At 41.7% G+C, this 18,639-nt stretch carries 15 protein-coding genes; 10 read left to right on the top strand and 5 right to left on the bottom strand.

Going from position 1 to position 18,639, the window contains the following annotated elements:
• Positions 1–18: 18 nt before the first annotated feature.
• Entirely contained in the window at positions 19–372 is a 354-nt protein-coding gene (locus tag AC3Z9T_RS17435) for a DUF2750 domain-containing protein (RefSeq protein ID WP_490127360.1), read from the bottom strand.
• 196 nt (positions 373–568) lie between these two features.
• Between AC3Z9T_RS17435 and AC3Z9T_RS17430 the strand changes: the two genes are divergently transcribed.
• From AC3Z9T_RS17430 to dusA, 5 genes are all read left to right on the top strand, one after another.
• Positions 569–1,588: a mechanosensitive ion channel family protein gene (locus AC3Z9T_RS17430; protein ID WP_490127359.1), complete on the top strand. Its 1,020-nt coding sequence runs from the start codon at positions 569–571 to the stop codon at positions 1,586–1,588.
• Positions 1,589–1,859: 271 nt separating this feature from the next.
• Positions 1,860–4,019, top strand: a complete 2,160-nt coding sequence (locus tag AC3Z9T_RS17425; RefSeq protein ID WP_490127358.1) for an ornithine decarboxylase — start codon at positions 1,860–1,862, stop codon at positions 4,017–4,019.
• Between the two features lie 183 nt (positions 4,020–4,202).
• Positions 4,203–5,138: a uridine-preferring nucleoside hydrolase UriH gene (gene uriH, locus AC3Z9T_RS17420; RefSeq protein WP_490127357.1), complete on the top strand. Its 936-nt coding sequence runs from the start codon at positions 4,203–4,205 to the stop codon at positions 5,136–5,138.
• Between the two features lie 14 nt (positions 5,139–5,152).
• Positions 5,153–5,635 (top strand): DUF6882 domain-containing protein, encoded by a 483-nt coding sequence (locus AC3Z9T_RS17415; protein WP_490127356.1) that lies wholly within the window; start codon positions 5,153–5,155, stop codon positions 5,633–5,635.
• A gap of 201 nt (positions 5,636–5,836) precedes the next feature.
• Positions 5,837–6,865, top strand: a complete 1,029-nt coding sequence (gene dusA, locus AC3Z9T_RS17410) for a tRNA dihydrouridine(20/20a) synthase DusA (protein WP_490127355.1) — start codon at positions 5,837–5,839, stop codon at positions 6,863–6,865.
• A 40-nt stretch (positions 6,866–6,905) separates the two neighbouring features.
• Here the strand turns inward: dusA and AC3Z9T_RS17405 are convergent, their stop codons facing one another.
• Positions 6,906–7,889 carry an NADPH:quinone reductase gene (locus tag AC3Z9T_RS17405; RefSeq protein ID WP_490127354.1) on the bottom strand — a complete coding sequence of 328 codons (984 nt, stop codon included), beginning with the start codon at positions 7,887–7,889 and terminating at the stop codon, positions 6,906–6,908.
• A gap of 206 nt (positions 7,890–8,095) precedes the next feature.
• Between AC3Z9T_RS17405 and dnaB the strand changes: the two genes are divergently transcribed.
• The 3 genes from dnaB to AC3Z9T_RS17390 all read left to right on the top strand — a co-directional run bounded on the left by dnaB (position 8,096) and on the right by AC3Z9T_RS17390 (position 12,057).
• The gene (gene dnaB / locus AC3Z9T_RS17400) at positions 8,096–9,505 is read left to right on the top strand and encodes a replicative DNA helicase (RefSeq protein WP_490127353.1); all 1,410 of its coding nucleotides are present in this window, start codon (positions 8,096–8,098) and stop codon (positions 9,503–9,505) included.
• Between the two features lie 206 nt (positions 9,506–9,711).
• Positions 9,712–10,794 (top strand): alanine racemase, encoded by a 1,083-nt coding sequence (gene alr, locus AC3Z9T_RS17395; RefSeq protein WP_490127352.1) that lies wholly within the window; start codon positions 9,712–9,714, stop codon positions 10,792–10,794.
• Positions 10,795–10,857: 63 nt separating this feature from the next.
• Positions 10,858–12,057: an amino acid aminotransferase gene (locus tag AC3Z9T_RS17390; protein ID WP_490127351.1), complete on the top strand. Its 1,200-nt coding sequence runs from the start codon at positions 10,858–10,860 to the stop codon at positions 12,055–12,057.
• 82 nt (positions 12,058–12,139) lie between these two features.
• Here the strand turns inward: AC3Z9T_RS17390 and uvrA are convergent, their stop codons facing one another.
• Positions 12,140–14,974, bottom strand: coding sequence for an excinuclease ABC subunit UvrA (uvrA, locus tag AC3Z9T_RS17385; RefSeq protein ID WP_490127350.1), 2,835 nt, complete (start codon positions 14,972–14,974; stop codon positions 12,140–12,142).
• 340 nt (positions 14,975–15,314) lie between these two features.
• On the opposite strand from uvrA, the gene AC3Z9T_RS17380 reads away from it, so the two are divergent.
• Entirely contained in the window at positions 15,315–15,833 is a 519-nt protein-coding gene (locus tag AC3Z9T_RS17380; RefSeq protein WP_490127349.1) for a single-stranded DNA-binding protein, read from the top strand.
• Between the two features lie 426 nt (positions 15,834–16,259).
• Here AC3Z9T_RS17380 and AC3Z9T_RS17375 read toward each other — a convergent pair whose 3' ends face one another.
• Together AC3Z9T_RS17375 and AC3Z9T_RS17370 are read right to left on the bottom strand one after the other, a co-directional pair.
• Positions 16,260–16,667: a helix-turn-helix domain-containing protein gene (locus AC3Z9T_RS17375; protein WP_490127348.1), complete on the bottom strand. Its 408-nt coding sequence runs from the start codon at positions 16,665–16,667 to the stop codon at positions 16,260–16,262.
• Positions 16,668–16,742: 75 nt separating this feature from the next.
• The gene (locus tag AC3Z9T_RS17370; protein ID WP_490127347.1) at positions 16,743–17,750 is read right to left on the bottom strand and encodes an agmatine deiminase family protein; all 1,008 of its coding nucleotides are present in this window, start codon (positions 17,748–17,750) and stop codon (positions 16,743–16,745) included.
• Between the two features lie 234 nt (positions 17,751–17,984).
• Here AC3Z9T_RS17370 and AC3Z9T_RS17365 point away from each other — a divergent pair, with 234 nt between their 5' ends.
• A complete protein-coding gene (locus AC3Z9T_RS17365) occupies positions 17,985–18,575 on the top strand; it encodes a TetR/AcrR family transcriptional regulator (RefSeq protein WP_490127346.1) in 591 nt (196 codons plus the stop codon).
• The last annotated feature ends 64 nt before the right edge of the window (positions 18,576–18,639 follow it).

The raw sequence follows: 18,639 nt of genomic DNA, 5'->3' as shown, positions 1-18,639 counted from the left end.
TGTTTATGCCTGCGTTGTTTATTCGTATTGTTTACATTCCTCTATGAGATCTTGCAAAAGATGTTTTGCTTGAGTAATGACATAGGTTTCGCATTGCGGATCCATCATAATTGCAATTGTCATATTCGCGTCATGCATATCAGGTAACATTTCGGCCATAAAATGTGTGAGATCTAAGCGTTTAGATGTGAAATGTGACCATTTACCTTCTAGATTCCGTTCAACATAAGCCTTCGCTGGCCAGACTGGAAACAGCAATCGATGTTGATTATCTTTTATTGTAACTAATTCATCGACATCACAGAATGTCCAGACCTCCTCCCAATCGGCAACTTTACCGATAAAATAAAGGTATTTTCGTTGTAAGCTCAACTCGAGTACATTATTGATCTGTTTTTGATTGGGGCTAAACATGTTATCTGCTCTATATTGGATTGTCTAAAAAAGCGATTGATAATTATCAAGAAAATAAACTTTAAAGTTGTTATCTTAGTAACGTTTTGAATGGTTCACAGTGTAACAAACGCCATCGAAAAATGTAAAACATGGCAGTTGAGGGCAGTAAAATATGATTGACACACTACTCGAAAAATATGCGATCGGCATGACGATTATTGCAGTTTTTTTGGCCGTTTTTGTTGTTTTCGAGATGATAAGTAAAAAACGTAAACATAAACACAAGCGTAAAAGCATTTTCATTCATGTTATTCAAACCGCCGTATTATGCGGTATGGTTGTGATTGCTGCGCAGTATGTTGATATGGCAGCAACAGACTTCGATTTGACTTTTATTTCGACACCACTGATTAATTTTATTACCGTTGCATTAATTGCCATTATTCTGATGCGCAAGTTATTTCAACTGGCTAATCGGCTTGAAAAAAGCCAAATAAAGAAAGGCAGTGATCCAACATCAGCTCGTATCATTGCGAGAGTGTTTAAAACCGCAACATTTGTGGTGATCATCTTATTATTTGGTGAACATTTTGGCATGAGTCTATCAGGGTTGATGGCTTTTGGCGGTATCGGTGGTATTGCTATCGGTATGGCGGGTAAAGATATTCTGAGTAACTTTTTCTCGGGGATCATGCTGTACTTTGATAGGCCGTTTAATATCGGTGATTGGGTTAGCTCACCAGATAGAAATATTGAAGGGACTGTGGTGGAGATTGGCTGGCGTATCACTAAAATTGTCACCTTTGATCATCGCCCTTTGTATATCCCTAACTCATTGTTTTCATCAATAAGTGTGGAAAACCCTGGGCGCATGACCAACCGAAGAATTAAAACCACATTAGGCTTACGCTATGAAGACGCCGATAAAATCAGTGTGATTGTCAGTGAAATTCGTACTATGTTACAGCAAGAGCCGAGTATTGATACAGGGCAAACCTTATTGGTTTACTTTGATGAGTTTGCTGATTCATCGTTGAATATTATGGTGTATTGCTTTACTAAAACAACGGTATGGGCGGAATGGTTAGCGGCACAGCAGGATGTTTATTTGAAGATTATTGATATTGTTAAGAGCCATGGCGCTGACTTTGCATTTCCTTCACAGACGTTGTACATGGAAAAAAACAACTAACTTCCCATTCTGGATAAAATTGCCGACTAATATTCTGATGAATATCTTAATGTTAGTCGGTAATTTTAATTTATATCATATTTATCCCGCTTCACTCTGTTATTGCCAAAAGAATGCCTAATATTTTTATGCTATTAACCAGCATGTTATGAAAAATTATCTGCTTTTAAATCTTATGCGTTATTTCTGGTTGTTTGGATCATTCCAATCTTAGGTGCTATCCAGTATATTGTCGGCCTCTTTTCCTCAGCTAACTAAGAGCCAGACTGCTATGCAAAAAATCAATGTGGCATGTAGCCAGGGGGTCGCTATCTACTTTTCTGGAGATTTCCAATGGGTAGATATTCGCGATGCACAGTTAAACAATATTGCTGCTGTTGTGCTATCCGAACAGGATGCCAATCAAGGGCTGTGGAAAAGGGTTGCTGATAGTAAGCTCAGTATTCCGCTGTTTATCATTAGTGATAAGCAGCTCCCCGATGATATTGAAGCACCTCCTTATTTAACTGGCATTTTACCGCCAGCACCGGCAGAGCGTGCTGAAAATGACCGTCAGTTATTTGATGCTGCAACGCTTTATCTTGAGCAGTTATTACCGCCATTTTTTGCACGAATGACGGACTATGCTGCGGGTCATAATGTGACTTTTGCTTGCCCAGGCCATCAAGGTGGGCAATTTTTCCGTCGTCATCCAACGGGCGAGCAGTTTTATCAATTTTATGGTGAAAATCTGTTTCGTACTGATTTATGTAATGCTGATGTGGCGATGGGCGATTTGCTGATCCACGAGGGGGCAGCAAAAGAAGCACAGAAATTTGCCGCTAAAGTCTTCAATGCGGACAAAACCTATTTTGTGTTAAATGGTACTTCATCATCCAATAAAGTGGTCCTCAACGCCTTATTAACACCGGGCGACTTAGTTTTGTTTGATCGTAATAACCATAAATCTAACCACCATGGCGCGTTAATCCAAGCTGGAGCGACACCTGTTTATTTAGAGACGGCTCGTAACCCATTTGGTTTTATTGGTGGTATTGATGCACACTGCTTTGAAGAAGGTTACTTGCGTGAGCTGATTGATGAAGTGATGCCAGAGAAGAACGCTACTGCACGCCCATTTCGCTTAGCCGTGATCCAATTGGGTACTTATGATGGCACTGTTTATAACGCGAGGCAGGTGGTGGATAAAATTGGCCATCTATGTGACTACATTTTATTTGATTCAGCATGGGTAGGTTATGAGCAATTTATCCCAATGATGCGTCAATGCTCACCATTATTGCTGGAACTGAATGAAAATGATCCTGGTATTATGGTCACGCAGTCGGTACATAAACAATTGGCAGGATTTTCTCAGGCATCACAAATTCATAAAAAAGATAATCATATAAAAGGGCAACCGCGTTTTGTTTCCCATAAAAAACTGAATAATGCATTTATGATGCACGCCTCTACCAGTCCATTTTATCCGTTGTTTGCTTCTCTCGATGTCAATGCACGTATACATCAAGGGGATGCAGGCGAAATGATGTGGATGGAATGTGTGAAGCAAGGTATCGAGGTAAGAAAGGCTATTATCAATCACTGTCACTATTTTAGGCCATTTGTTCCTGAACAAGTGGATGGTAAGCCATGGCAAGAGTATCCAACAGAGCAAATTGCGGCTGACCAACGCTTTTTTAATTTTATTCCTAAACAGCGTTGGCATGCATTTGAGGGCTACGCTGAAAATCAATACTTTGTCGATCCATGTAAATTAATGCTCACAACACCGGGTATTGATCCACAAAACGGTAAGTATGAATCTTTTGGTGTCCCAGCCACTATATTGGCACATTTTCTGCGTGAACATGGCGTGATCCCTGAAAAATGTGATTTAAATTCGATTCTATTTTTATTGACGCCAGCAGAGAGCAAAGAAAAACTCGATTTATTGGTGATGCATTTAGTTCGTTTTGAACAATTCCTTGATGAAGATGCGCTATTAGAGGATGTTCTACCATCAGTCTATCAACGTTATCAGCAACACTATCAAGGTTATACTTTGCGCCGGTTATGTCAGGAAATGCATCAATTAAGTGTTGATCATGATATCAAACAGCTACAAAAAGAAATGTTCCGCAAACAACATTTCCCAACGGTGAAAATGAATCCGCAGCAAGCTCATCTGGAATTTATTCGTGGCAATGTGGAGTTGCTGCCATTGTCTGAATTGGAAGGGCGCATTGCTGCCGAAGGTGCATTGCCATATCCACCGGGTGTGCTCTGTGTGGTTCCCGGTGAAGTGTGGGAAGGGCCAGTATTGCGTTATTTCCAAGCGTTAGAAGCAGGGATCAATTTACTCCCGGGTTTTGCTCCAGAGCTGCAAGGAGTTTACCTTCCTAAAACAGAAGATGGCCAAAAACGTGTTTACGCACATGTTTTGAAGTAATCGTAGAGACAGCCCACAACATAAAACATGTTGTGGGTAATATTCTTTAATCAGATGGCAACTTATGTCCTAATTGGAACCATTAAAAAGTATCATTTTGAGATAGCAAACAATGCGTTATCGAGAGTTTATCTATACACTGAAAAATAAGAAACCTATTACTTATTTTAAAAGGTATGGTGTATGGCAAAAAAAATTATCCTTGATTGTGATCCCGGACATGATGATGCAATCGCTCTTCTCTTAGCCTACGGTAATCCTGAAATTGATCTGCTTGCAGTCACGACAGTCGCGGGTAATCAAACACTTGAAAAAGTGACTCATAATGCACTTGCTATTGCTGAAATGGCAAAAATTCACAATATTCCTTTCGCCGCAGGCTCTGCACGACCATTGGTACGAGACACTGAAGTTGCACCAGATATTCATGGTGATTCTGGTTTAGATGGCCCCAAGTTGCCAGTGCCAACATTGGTATTAGAAAGTTGTCATGCTGTGGAGCTAATTATTAAACTCATCATGTCACATCCACCTAAAACGATTACCTTAGTTCCCACTGGCGCATTAACGAATATTGCTCTTGCTGCAAGACTTGAGCCTCGTATTGTTGAACGTGTCAAAGAGGTGGTTTTAATGGGGGGTGGTTACCATGTTGGTAACTGGAGTGCGGTGGCTGAATTTAACATTAAAATTGATCCTGAAGCGGCACACATTGTATTTAACGAACAATGGCCACTGACGATGGTAGGGCTCGACCTTACCCATCAAGCACTGGCTACCCCTGATATTGTTGCTAAGATTGCTGATGTAGGAACTGATTGTTCTCAATTTGTAGTAGAACTATTGGACTTTTTTGGCAAGATGTATAAACAAGCTCAAGGTTTTGATGCGCCTCCAGTGCATGATCCTTGTGCGGTTGCTTATGTGATCGACCCAACGGTGATGACGACACAACGTGTACCTGTCGATATTGAATTAACAGGGACATTAACATTGGGCATGACGGTTGCAGATTTCCGCCATCCAGCCCCCGATGATTGTCATACCCAAGTTGCAGTGAAACTCGATCATGCTAAATTTTGGCAGTTGGTGGTCGACGCATTAAAGAATATTGGATAATTAAGGAAATCGCCGTGGATCAACAATACGAAAATATGCCCTATGCTGCATTAATTGAGCGCAGTATGAATTCATTGCAGTACAAAAATCAATTTCATTGCGATAATTGGAAACTTGATGAAGCCAATTGGTCTGTAGATCAGGAGAAAGGCTCGATAGTGTTTGATGCACCAGAGAATATTATGGTGACTGCACCTGTTCAAATCATTGGTACTTATGATCAAAACCAAGGTAGTTGGATGTGGGGCTGGGCAAATAGCTCGGTCGAAGAACCACTTATTCAAGATGCTCTGGCAGTGCAGGAGTTTGGTGAACGCCATGGCTATGAACCATTAACTGAAGCGATTTGTGAGATAAATGAAATTGAAGCGTGGCAATTTGCTGCTCTGGCTTGTGAGTTAAATCAACAGCAAGGTGTTTATCGTGGGTTCGCTGGTAGTACGCTGATTTTTATGACCTTTGGTGAGGTATCGTTACAAAAAATGGGTACAGATTAGGTTTAAAATACACAGCACTACAGGCCGGAACCAAATCCGATCATTGAGTGTGGCATGTCGATATGCACATAGCATCGTGGTAAGACAACGCTAATGATCACGATAGCGAAGGGTTTATGCTACAATGCCCAACTGAATTGGCTCTTATTTTTGCCTTCTTGCTTTTAAGAGCTAAAAATCGATAAAACTCAAAAGATTAGCATGCAACAACAAACACCAAACTCAATCAGCACTGAACAGACTGCAACGCAAGGCTACCGTAATCTTAATCGCTTCTCGGTTGCGCCCATGTTGGACTGGACCGATCGCCATTGTCGCTATTTTCACCGTTTACTCAGCAAAAACACGTTGCTATATACCGAAATGGTAACCACGGGTGCGATTATTTATGGAAAAGGTGATTACCTTGCTTTTAGTCAGCAGGAACAACCAGTTGCATTGCAATTAGGTGGCAGTGATCCTGAAGCATTAGCGCAATGTGCTAAATTAGCGGAACAACGCGGTTACAATGAAATTAACCTGAATGTCGGCTGCCCATCTGATCGTGTGCAAAATGGCCGCTTTGGTGCTTGTTTGATGGCAGATGCTCAGCTAGTCGCAGATTGCATCAAAGCGATGCAAGATGTCGTTTCAATACCTGTTACCGTGAAAACACGGATTGGTATTGATGAGCAAGATAGCTACCAATTCCTTTGTGATTTTATTGATACCGTCTCAACGAAAGGCGGCTGTGAAATGTTTATTATCCATGCACGTAAAGCATGGTTATCTGGTCTTAGCCCAAAAGAAAACCGTGAAATTCCACCTTTGGACTACCCACGTGTTTATCAATTGAAACGTGATTTTCCACACTTAACCATGGCAATTAATGGTGGAGTTAAAACGCTTGAAGAAGCAAAAGAACATTTGCAGTATCTTGATGGCGTGATGGTAGGACGTGAGGCTTATCAAAATCCATCAATTTTAACCGCAGTAGATAATCAATTATTCGATAACCAATTACCAGTGGTCGATGCGGTCGAAGCCGTTCGTCAAATGTTCCCTTATATTGAACAAGAGTTATCACAAGGTGCCTACCTTGGGCATATCACTCGACATATGTTAGGTATATTTCAGGGGATCCCCGGCGCACGTCAATGGCGACGTTATTTAAGTGAAAATGCTCATAAGAAAGGAGCTGATCTCGCGGTAGTTGAGCAAGCTCTTTCGTTAGTGACTCGTGATGAGTAGTGTTGATAGGGGTGCCAATGGTTATTGGCACCCAAATTCCTTAAGGGATCAGTAAGCTAGAACCTTGCGTTTTTCTTGATTCCAGCGTTCGATGAGCGGTTTGCACGTCTTTGAGTGCAAAGATTTGCTGTTCTGGCACATCGACATTAAGTTTGCCACTTAAAATCATGTCAAACAGAGCCTGACTTGCTTGGTCTAACTCAGCACGATCAGAAACATACACGCCTAAAGATGGGCGAGTAACATATAAACCGCCTTTCTGATTCAAAATACCTAAATTTACCCCTGTGACAGGGCCGGATGCATTACCAAAACTCACCATCAAGCCTCGGCGCTTTAATGAATCCAATGAGGCAATCCACGTTGATTGACCGACAGAATCATAAACAACGTTAACTTTCTCGCCTTGGGTCAGTTCTTTAACGCGTTCAGCAATGTCTTCAGTTTGATAATTAATGACTTCCCATGCACCTGCGGCTTTTGCACGTTCTGCTTTTTCTGCACTACCGACAGTCCCTATCATTTTTGCGCCGAGTGCTTTCGCCCATTGGCAAGCAATTAACCCCACACCGCCCGCCGCCGCATGAAATAAGAAGGTTTCATCGCGTTTGATTTGATAAGTTTGATTGAGGAGATAATAAACGGTCATGCCTTTTAGGCCACAAGCGGCTGCTTGTTGGAAGGAAATGCCGTCGGGAAGGTGAGCGACGGCATGTTGTGGTACATTATGAACCTCACTATATGCACCAAGTGGGCCTTGAGCATACATGACTCTATCTCCAGGGCGGAAACCCGTCACCTGTGAACCTGTTCTTACAACCACACCTGCAGCTTCAGTGCCTAAGCCCGAGGGCAAGCTTGCGACAGGGTATAAACCACTTCGCACATAAGTATCAATGTAGTTAATCCCTATTGCATGATTTTCTATCTGAATTTCGTTATCGGCAGGTTCTTTTAGGTCAAAATCGGTGTAAGTTAAAACTTCAGGGCCACCGTGTTGTGCAAATTCAATACGTTTTACCATGATTATCTCCGATAGGAATAGTCTATTTTATTTACCATACCAATGACTCGATAATAACGCTACGTTTTGGTGATATGAATGTAAGGTTGTCGGGTAAATAAATAGAATGCAAAAATTCAGCTAAGGAAAGTCAAAGAAAGGCCCCCTCAGCAACAAGTTTGGCGTATACTAATGTGCTAGTTAATAATAGATGTGGATTATAAAGTATGGCTAAAAAATACCCTTCAGAAAACAAGAACAGTGCACCGCGCGATCAGCAGATGGAGGGTTTAAAGCTTCCGCCTCACTCTATCGAAGCGGAACAGTCTGTATTGGGAGGGTTGATGTTGGATAATGAGCGTTGGGATACCGTTTCTGAGCGTGTTACCCATGCTGATTTCTACAGCCGTCCACACCGTACTATTTTTGCTCAAATGCAAACGTTGCTTGAGCAAGGTAAACCTATCGATTTGATTACACTGTCTGAATCCCTCGAACAGCAAGGGGAGTTAGATGGTGTTGGCGGGTTTGCTTATTTAGCCGAATTATCTAAAAATACGCCAAGTGCGGCGAACATCAATGCTTATGCAGACATCGTCCGTGAACGTGCTGTTGTACGCGATATGATCTCTGTCGCCAATGACATTGCCGATGCAGGGTATGATCCGCAGGGGCGTAGTAGTGAAGATCTACTCGATTTTGCAGAAACAAAAGTCTTCCAAATTGCTGAGTCACGAGCTAATAAAGATGAAGGGCCAAAAGATATTGAAGCAATTTTGGCTGAAACCATCGAAAAAATCGAAAAACTCTATCAACAGCCACATGATGGTGTGACAGGGGTTTCGACTGGCTACCAAGACCTTGATAAGAAAACTGCGGGTTTACAAGGCTCTGACTTAATTATTGTCGCAGCTCGTCCATCAATGGGGAAAACCACCTTTGCGATGAACTTGTGTGAAAATGCAGCCATGACAGAAGAAAAACCCGTGCTGATTTTCAGCTTGGAGATGCCCGGCAACCAAATCATGATGCGTATGTTAGCGTCGCTATCGCGTGTAGACCAAACGCGTATCCGTACTGGTCAGCTCGATGATGAAGATTGGGCGCGTATTTCCAGTACCATGGGGATCTTGTCCGAAAAGCGCAATATGTACATCGATGACTCCTCAGGTTTGACACCAACAGAAGTTCGCTCGCGCGCCCGACGTATTTATCGTGAGCATGGTGGTTTAAGCCTTATCATGATTGACTACTTGCAGTTAATGCGAGTGCCTGCATTATCGGATAACCGTACTTTAGAAATTGCAGAAATTTCACGTTCATTGAAGGCATTAGCAAAAGAGCTGAATGTCCCAGTGGTTGCATTATCACAGCTTAACCGAAGCCTAGAGCAACGAGCAGATAAACGCCCTGTCAACTCTGACTTACGTGAATCAGGGTCTATCGAGCAGGATGCTGACTTAATCATGTTTATCTATCGTGATGAGGTCTATCACGATAATAGTGAGCTGAAAGGGGTCGCTGAAATTATTTTAGGTAAGCAACGTAATGGGCCAATTGGTACGGTTCGCTTGACGTTTAATGGTCAGTGGTCGAGGTTTGATAACTATGCAGGGCCTGCTTATGACGACGAATAGCTCGTCATATTTCAAGCCACAGCGTTGTTGACTGCGTTCACTCGCACTAGTCACATACTTATGTATGCTCCTAGCGACTCGCTTACTTGTCGCCTAGCTGTGACTTGAACTATTTAGAGCTAAATTAGTGACTCTTAGAATTAATTTAGCAAGTTAATTTTGATATTGATTAGCGTATCGTATAGAAAATAAATAAAAGAGGGAATATGAAAGCGGCAACCGCATTAATTAACCGCCGCGCTCTGCGACACAACTTGCAGCGAGTGAGAGAACTTGCACCACACAGCCGCCTCATTGCAATTGTTAAAGCAAACGCTTATGGTCATGGATTAACCGAGGTCGGCAGTACGATTGAGGATTTAGTTGATGGTTTTGGTGTCGCCCGCCTAAAGGAAGCGATCACGCTAAGGGAGCAAGGGATCAGGGCCCCGATTGTGTTATTGGAAGGCTTCTTTGAAAGCGCTGATCTGCCTTATTTAGTTGAACAGCAAATCGATACTGTGATCCACTGTGTCGAGCAGCTTGAAATGCTGGAAAACAGTCAACTTGCTAAGCCTATCAAAGTCTGGATGAAACTGGATACAGGTATGCATCGTTTAGGTGTGCTACCTCAAGATGCAGAAGCTTTCTATCAACGCTTACAGCTCTGCAAAAATGTCGAACTCCCTATCAATATTGTTAGTCACTTCTGTCAGGCCGATGAGCCTGAACTGCTGACAACCTCGAATCAAATTAGCTGTTTTAAACAATTTATTGCAGATAAAGCAGGAGAGAAATCGATAGCAGCATCTGCTGGGATCTTATTATGGCCAGAAGCACACTATGACTGGGTAAGACCGGGGATCATTATGTACGGTGCTTCGCCTCAAGAAGGGCAATCAGCAGAACAGTTTGGTTTGCAAAGTGTGATGACACTTAAATCGACACTAATTGCGGTTAGGGAACATGCTGCTGGGCAATGTGTCGGCTATGGTGCAACATGGTGCAGTGAACGTGACACTCGGCTGGGTGTGGTGGCAATTGGTTATGGTGATGGTTACCCAAGAAGTGCGCCATCGGGTACACCTGTACTAGTCAATGGTCGGAAAGTGCCAATTGTTGGGCGTGTCTCTATGGATATGATCACCGTCGATTTAGGGCCAAATGCCAATGATAAAGTCGGTGATGAGGTAATTTTGTGGGGGAAAGCTCTGCCTGTTGAAGAAATTGCCACACAAACAGGTATTATCAATTATGAGTTACTTACAAAATTAACCTCACGTGTGGTCATGGAATATATAGACGAATAGCTAACAAAGGGTTATGTTCAAAACGCAAAATAAAATTCTAATGAAAGAGTTAGGGAGATACCTGTGTACAAACATGTTGATTCTTACCCTGGCGATCCGATTTTATCGCTGATGGATGAATTTAATAAAGATACCCGTGATAATAAAATCAATCTAAGCATCGGTTTATACTATGATGGTGAAGGCAAGACCCCTGAACTAAAAACAGTCGGTCATGCAAAATCAGAAATCAACAAACGTCCTGCCAGAGCATCATTATACCTGCCAATGGAAGGTTTGAAGGATTATCGTTTAGAGATCCAAAAACTATTATTTGGTGCTGATTGTCCTTTGATTGCACAAGAGCGTATCGCCACTGTACAAACTATTGGTGGTTCCGGCGCATTAAAACTTGGTGCTGATTTCCTTCATTACTATTTCCCTAAATCAGAAGTCTGGTGTAGCGACCCTACATGGGAAAACCATGCATCCATTTTCTCTGGTGCCGGCACAAAAGTGCATTATTACCCTTACTTTGATGAAAAAACTAAAGGGGTAAAATTTGATGAAATGTTGGCAACATTCAAGACATTACCAGAGCAAAGCATCATTTTAATGCACCCTTGCTGTCATAATCCAACTGGCTCTGATTTGACAACAGAGCAATGGGATGAAGTGACTAAAGTGGTTAAAGCGCAAAAATTGATCCCATTCTTAGATATTGCCTACCAAGGTTTTGCTGAAGGGATTGATGAAGATGCTTATGCGATCAGAGCGATGGTAAAAGCAGGGCTGCCAGTATTTGTGAGTAACTCATTCTCTAAAATCTTTGGTATTTACGGTGAACGTGCAGGTGGCCTGTCTGTGATCTGTGAAAATAAAGATGAGCGCGATCGTGTGTTGGGGCAATTGAAAGCAGGTGTACGCCGCTTATACTCAAGCCCACCATCAAATGGTTCTAAAATTGTTGCTCAGGTGCTCACTGATGCAGAGCAGAAAGCACAATGGTTACAAGAAGTTGAACAGATGCGTGTGCGTATTTTAGAGATGCGTACTGTGTTAGTGAATGAATTGAAGAAAGCATTACCTAACCAGAACTTTGACCACTTATTGAAGCAACGCGGTATGTTCAGCTACACCGGTTTCTCGAAAGAGCAGGTTACCCGTTTAAAAGATGAATTTGCTGTTTATTTAGTTGGAACAGGCCGTGTATGTATGGCTGGTGTTAACCGCCATAATGTACATCGTATCGTGGAAGCGTTTGCCGCAGTAGCTAATAAATAATAAGTGAATTATTGATTTAAAAACGCAGGTAAAACCTGCGTTTTTTATTTTCTCAATACGGTTCAACTAGTTAAGTTTATCACTAATAACCACGCGCTAAGATTGGCTTTAAGAAACGCGCAGTGTGTGATTTCTCACATTCAGCGACTTCTTCAGGTGTGCCTGCAATCAGAATTTCTCCACCACCACTACCGCCTTCGGGGCCTAAATCAACAATCCAGTCAGCGGTTTTGATGACATCTAAGTTGTGCTCGATAACCACAATGGTGTTGCCTTGATCACGCAATTGATGCAAGACGGTAAGTAATTGTTGGATATCAGCAAAATGCAGCCCTGTGGTTGGTTCATCAAGGATATAAATAGTTTGCCCAGTTCCACGTTTCGATAGTTCACGTGCCAATTTGACACGTTGTGCTTCACCACCTGACAGTGTGGTTGCTGATTGCCCTAAACGAATATAAGACAGGCCAACATCTATTAAGGTTTGCAGTTTACGCGCCAATGCAGGTACGGCGTCAAAGAAATCGCGAGCCTCTTCGATAGTCATATCAAGGACTTCGTGAATGCTTTTACCTTTATACTTAATTTCTAACGTTTCTCGATTATAACGCTTACCTTTACATTGATCACAAGGTACATAGACATCAGGTAAGAAGTGCATTTCCACTTTGATCACACCATCACCTTGGCATGCTTCACAGCGTCCACCTTTGACGTTAAAACTAAAACGCCCAGGGTTATAACCACGAGTGCGTGATTCAGGCACACCTGCAAATAATTCACGAATTGGTGTAAATACCCCAGTATAAGTCGCAGGGTTTGAACGTGGAGTGCGACCAATTGGGCTTTGGTCAATATCGATCACTTTATCGAAATGTTCTAAACCTTCAACATCCAAGTAAGGTGCTGGTGTGATTGTGGTGGCACCATTTAATTGGCGTTGTGCAATAGGGAACAAGGTATCATTGATGAGCGTCGATTTACCTGAACCAGAAACCCCGGTGATACAGGTAAACAAACCAACAGGCAGTTTTAAGGTCACATTTTTTAGGTTATTACCTTTTGCCCCAAACACAGTTAGCATCTTGTCTTTATTCACTGGAATGCGTTTTTCAGGGATTTCGATACGACGCTCACCGCTAAGGAATTTACCAGTTAATGATTCAGGATTAGAAACAATATCCTCTAATGTACCTTGTGCAACGATTTGCCCACCGTGCACTCCAGCCCCAGGACCAATATCAATGATATGATCCGCAGCTCGGATGGCATCTTCATCGTGCTCAACCACAATCACGGTATTACCTAAGTTACGCAGGTGAACTAGGGTTTCTAATAAACGATCATTATCGCGTTGGTGCAGGCCGATTGATGGCTCATCAAGCACATACATAACACCAACTAAACCTGCGCCGATTTGGCTAGCAAGACGGATACGCTGTGCTTCACCGCCAGACAAAGTATCGGCAGAACGAGATAAGGTTAAGTAATTAAGACCAACGTTAACTAAAAATTTCAGTCTATCGCCAATCTCTTTTAGCACTTTCTCTGCGATTTGCGCACGTTGCCCACTTAATTTGAGATTTTGGAAAAACTCCATCGCGTGGCCAATACTGTAGTCGGCGATTTCTGGGAGCGTAGTATTTTCAACAAACACAAAGCGTGCTTCTTTACGTAAACGTGTGCCGTGACATGTCACGCAAGGACGATTACTAATATATTTGGCTAGCTCTTCGCGAACTGCGGTTGATTCAGTTTCTTTATAGCGACGCTCCATATTATTGAGCACGCCTTCGAAGGGATGACGACGTACCGTAATATCACCGCGATCGTTACGATATTTAAACTCAATTGTTTCTTTCCCTGACCCATAGAGGATAATTTTCTGAATGGATGGACTGAGTGAATCATAAGGCGCTTCAACATCAAATTTATAATGTTCAGCAAGGGATTGGAGCATCTGGAAGTAATAAAAATTACGACGATCCCAACCACGGATAGCGCCCCCAGCCAATGAAATCTCAGTATTTTGGATCACTCTTTCTGGATCAAAGAATTGTTGTACACCAAGACCATCACAGCTTGGGCATGCACCAGCAGGGTTGTTGAATGAGAACAAACGAGGCTCTAATTCCACCATGCTGTAACCACATATCGAACACGCGAAGTTAGCTGAGAAGACTAATTCTTCTGCTTTAGGATCATCCATATCAGCAACGATAGCAGTGCCGCCGGAGAGCTCTAATGCGGTCTCAAATGACTCGGCCAAGCGCTGTGCAATATCATCACGGATCTTAAAGCGATCAATCACCACTTCAATAGTATGTTTCTTTTGCAGTTCAAGCGTTGGCGGATCAGAGAGATCACACACTTCACCGTCGATACGAGCTCGAATATAGCCTTGGGTGGCTAAGTTATCTAATAATTTTACGTGTTCACCTTTGCGGTCCTTCACTACAGGTGCGAGTAACATCATGCGACGATCGGTCGGCTGTGCTAGCACGTTGTCGACCATTTGGCTGACGGTTTGTGCCGCTAATGGAATATCATGATCAGGGCAGCGAGGCTCGCCGACACGGGCAAACAGAAGACGTAAATAATCGTGGATCTCAGTGATTGTTCCTACCGTTGAGCGCGGGTTATGGGAGGTCGATTTTTGTTCGATAGAAATCGCGGGTGATAGCCCTTCTATATGGTCAACATCAGGCTTTTCCATTAAAGAAAGAAACTGCCTAGCATAGGCCGATAAAGATTCAACATAACGCCGTTGACCTTCTGCATATAGAGTATCAAAGGCTAATGAAGATTTCCCTGAACCAGACAACCCAGTAATAACTATCAGTTTGTCTCGGGGGATGATGAGATTGATGTTTTTCAGATTATGAGTGCGGGCACCGCGTACTTCGATATTATCCATTTACCACTTCCCGGATGATTTGATAGTGAACAATCATAAGTGGATCATTATCGCACAACTTAAACTGAATGGATATACAGTATATTATTAAAATAATATTCCGTGGCTGCTCTTTGCCGTAAACGGCGAAGCTTCCCATTTTTCAGTCCGCTGCCGTCTGTACCGCGGATTTACACTGCCCTCGATTTGCACGGCCTTTTTGCTAAATAATTACAAAGCGGTTCGCATTTTGATTAATCCACTGGTATTTTCATCAGTAATGCGTATGCAATAGAGGATAGGTCGTGCTAAACTTCACGATTAATACAGCGATTAAATTTAATGCATCAGGAGTAATTCAATGGCCAGCAGAGGCGTAAATAAAGTAATTCTTATCGGTAACTTGGGGCAAGATCCTGAAATCCGTTACATGCCTAACGGCGGTGCTGTGGCAAACCTAACTCTGGCAACTTCTGAAAGCTGGCGCGATAAGCAAACTGGTGAAATGCGTGAAAAAACCGAATGGCACCGTGTTGTGATTTTCGGGAAATTAGCTGAAGTTGCAGGCGAATATCTGAAAAAGGGTTCACAAGTTTACATCGAAGGTTCTTTGCAAACGCGTAAGTGGCAAGACCAAAGTGGCCAAGATCGCTACACCACTGAAGTGGTTGTGAATATTGGCGGCTCAATGCAAATGTTAGGTGGCCGTGGTGGTGAATCAACAGGGCAAAGCCAAGGTGGACAAGGCAGTTGGGGTCAACCTCAGCAACCAGCGGCAGCGCAGCAATTCAGTGGCGGTGGCGCTCCAGCACGCTCACAAGCTCCTGCTCCACAAAGCAACGAACCACCAATGGATTTCGATGACGATATTCCGTTCTAAGAGATATTATTAGCAATTATTCTAAGAAGCCCCGTTTGTCGGGGTTTTTTGTTTTTTAATTTTGCTCTAGAGTAATAATTCTAAGTACGAAAAACGATAAGTGATATTTTAAATAAATATTAAAACTGTAATGAATTTTTGCAGGGGAATAGCTCTGTCAAATTTTTGTTTGATTTTACTTTATAAGTATAAATGAATATATGCTTAATATTATCTAATTTAAGGCATTACTTTAATAATAACTTTTTTATTATAAAAAACCTTAAGAGTTTATTAAGATTTGTTTTAATTAGTAGGCCACTGAAACATACCTTGGATATTCTTTGTTTTTACTCAAAAATAAAGCTCCAGTCGATTAAAACGTGGAGCTTATTAGAGGGTTATATTGTGATATTTAAAATTTCGATATTTTTTCATATTAGCTGATTAAGCTACCTGTGGTTCTAACAGCACAGGGTCATTATCACAAATATCAGCAAGGCGGTATAAAGAAGGTGAGGTTCCTAAGTATGCCCTGAATCTTTTTGCGAATGATTGCTGTGAGTCAAATTGGTACTTTAATGCTATATCAATGACTTGCATATCTGTTGTTCGTAAATCTCTTGCGGCTTCACTTATTCTTCTACGGCGTATATATTCTCCTAAAGGTATACCCACAACTTTACGAAATACTCGTTGTAAGTGCCATTTTGTATACCCAGCACGCTGCGCAATATCATCTAATAATAATCGATTGGTAAGGTTTTCTTCTATCCAAACAATAATATCAGAGACTACAGTAGACTGGAATTTAGTATATCTGTTGCTATATGAAATGGATAATTTGTTATACATAATAAATTTCCTGCTTGTTAGATTATAAGCATAGCCTCCATTTAATCAGTTTTAAATAAATAATTATTAAACAAACTACAATACAGGTTGCTGTTGAGTAATACAGTGAATTCCACCACCGCCAATAGCAATAGCATCGATATTTATTGCATTAATCTTTTTATCTGGGAAATAGTCATTTAATATTTCAATGGCAGTATTATCTGCAATCTTATCGCCAAATTGAGGAATAATAATGCCATTGTTGCAGTGATAGTAATTAATATAACTTGCAGCAAAATCAGGGTAGCGACTACGACTGACCCTAATATCTTGAGGCGCATTGAGAGTAATAATGTCTTCTAGCGAGCGATCGACCTGTTGCTGCTTTTGTAAGGTAGCAAGGTGTGAACGAGTCACATGATAGTCAAATGAATCAGGGTCATCATCCATATTGATAATAATCGCGTTATCGTTCAAAAAACGTGCATAGAAATCAACGTGCCCATCAGTGATATCTCGCCCTTTAATGCCTTCTAGCCAGATAATATTATTGAGCCCTAAACAGCGTTTAAGCTCTTGCTCGATTTGTTGCTTAGTTTGTGTCGGATTGCGATTGTGGTTAATAATGCAGCTTTCAGTGAGGACTGCATTACCTCGTCCATCGACTTCGATTCCACCTCCTTCCATGGTCAGAGAGCTTTTAACAAGTTCAGCACCAGTAAACTCAGCCATTAATGTTGCAACATGTCGATCAAATTGATGAGGTTGCTTATTACCCCAGCCATTAAAATTGAAATCAATAGCGGCGAGTTTTTGCTGTTGAGTATCGATGACAAAGTTGGCACCGTAATCTCTTACCCAAATATCATTTAAGGGAGCTTCTATGTATTCAACATCATGACCCATCAACTGATAGGCCACATCTTTATTATTGGCGGTGACTAAAACTCGTACGGGTTCAAATTGCGCAATCGACAGTGCAACATCAGCCACGTTTTGTTGTACCAATGGTAATAATTGCTTCCCCCAAATAGTAGGGGACATGCCAAATGCAAGCCAAGTACATTCATGTTTTTCTGATTCAGATGGATAGCGGTACATAGTCAATTAACTCTTGAACAGTGGTGGCAAAGTGGTACTTATGGATTTTTTAACTTCACAAATTTGCTGTCAAAGGACTGAAAAAAAAGTGCTGACGATGCTAAGATTGGCTCATTGAATAAAGGTTTAATGTTGAGCGAATCTATTCGCATAGGTTGGCCTTTTTACAGCTTACTAATTATAGATAGAGTAATCAGTCTAATTTTTTATGTCCAGCGTTTTTGGAGGAAATCCATGTCGGTTCAGACCGAAAGGCAAAAAGCGAAGAAAAAGCAGATTATTGATGCTGCGATCAGCTGTTTTATTGAAAAAGGCTTTCATGCCACATCAACAGCTGAAATATGTAAAGCCGCTGGGATGAGCCCCGGGAACCTGTTCCATTATTACCCAACCAAATATGCAATTATTGAAGCTATTGCTATTGAAGATCAGGTTTATATTGAGCAGATCTTAAATTCATTTGAAAATGCTAGCACATCCATCGACTCAGTGATCTTAATGATGACAAAACTGATCGAGCTATATAGCGATCCTGACTATGCGCGCATCAGTATTGAAATTTTTGCGGAAGCCAGCCGAAACCCAGAAATTAACCATATCTTTGTTGAAAATGATAAAAAGCTGCGAAATAAGCTAACAGCATTAATCGTTGAGGGGAGAAACAACGGCGAAATTGATAGCCAGTTACACCCCGAAAACACAGCTTCTTGGCTAATGACAACAGCCGATGGTTCGATCGGCCGTGAATTAATGGATCCTGAGTTTAACTGGCAAAAAAGTCTTGATGCTTTTATTTATATGATCAAAAAAACCCTGTCAGCTTAAAATTAAATTGTTAAAGAGCAATCAGTCAAAGAATATAGCGGCAGGTGAAATACCTGCCTTCTCT

It is taken from the genome of Providencia sp. 6390 (genome assembly GCF_058148425.1).
The sequence above is the reverse complement of the archived record's forward strand: the minus strand, read 5'-3'. Positions and strand labels throughout refer to the sequence as shown.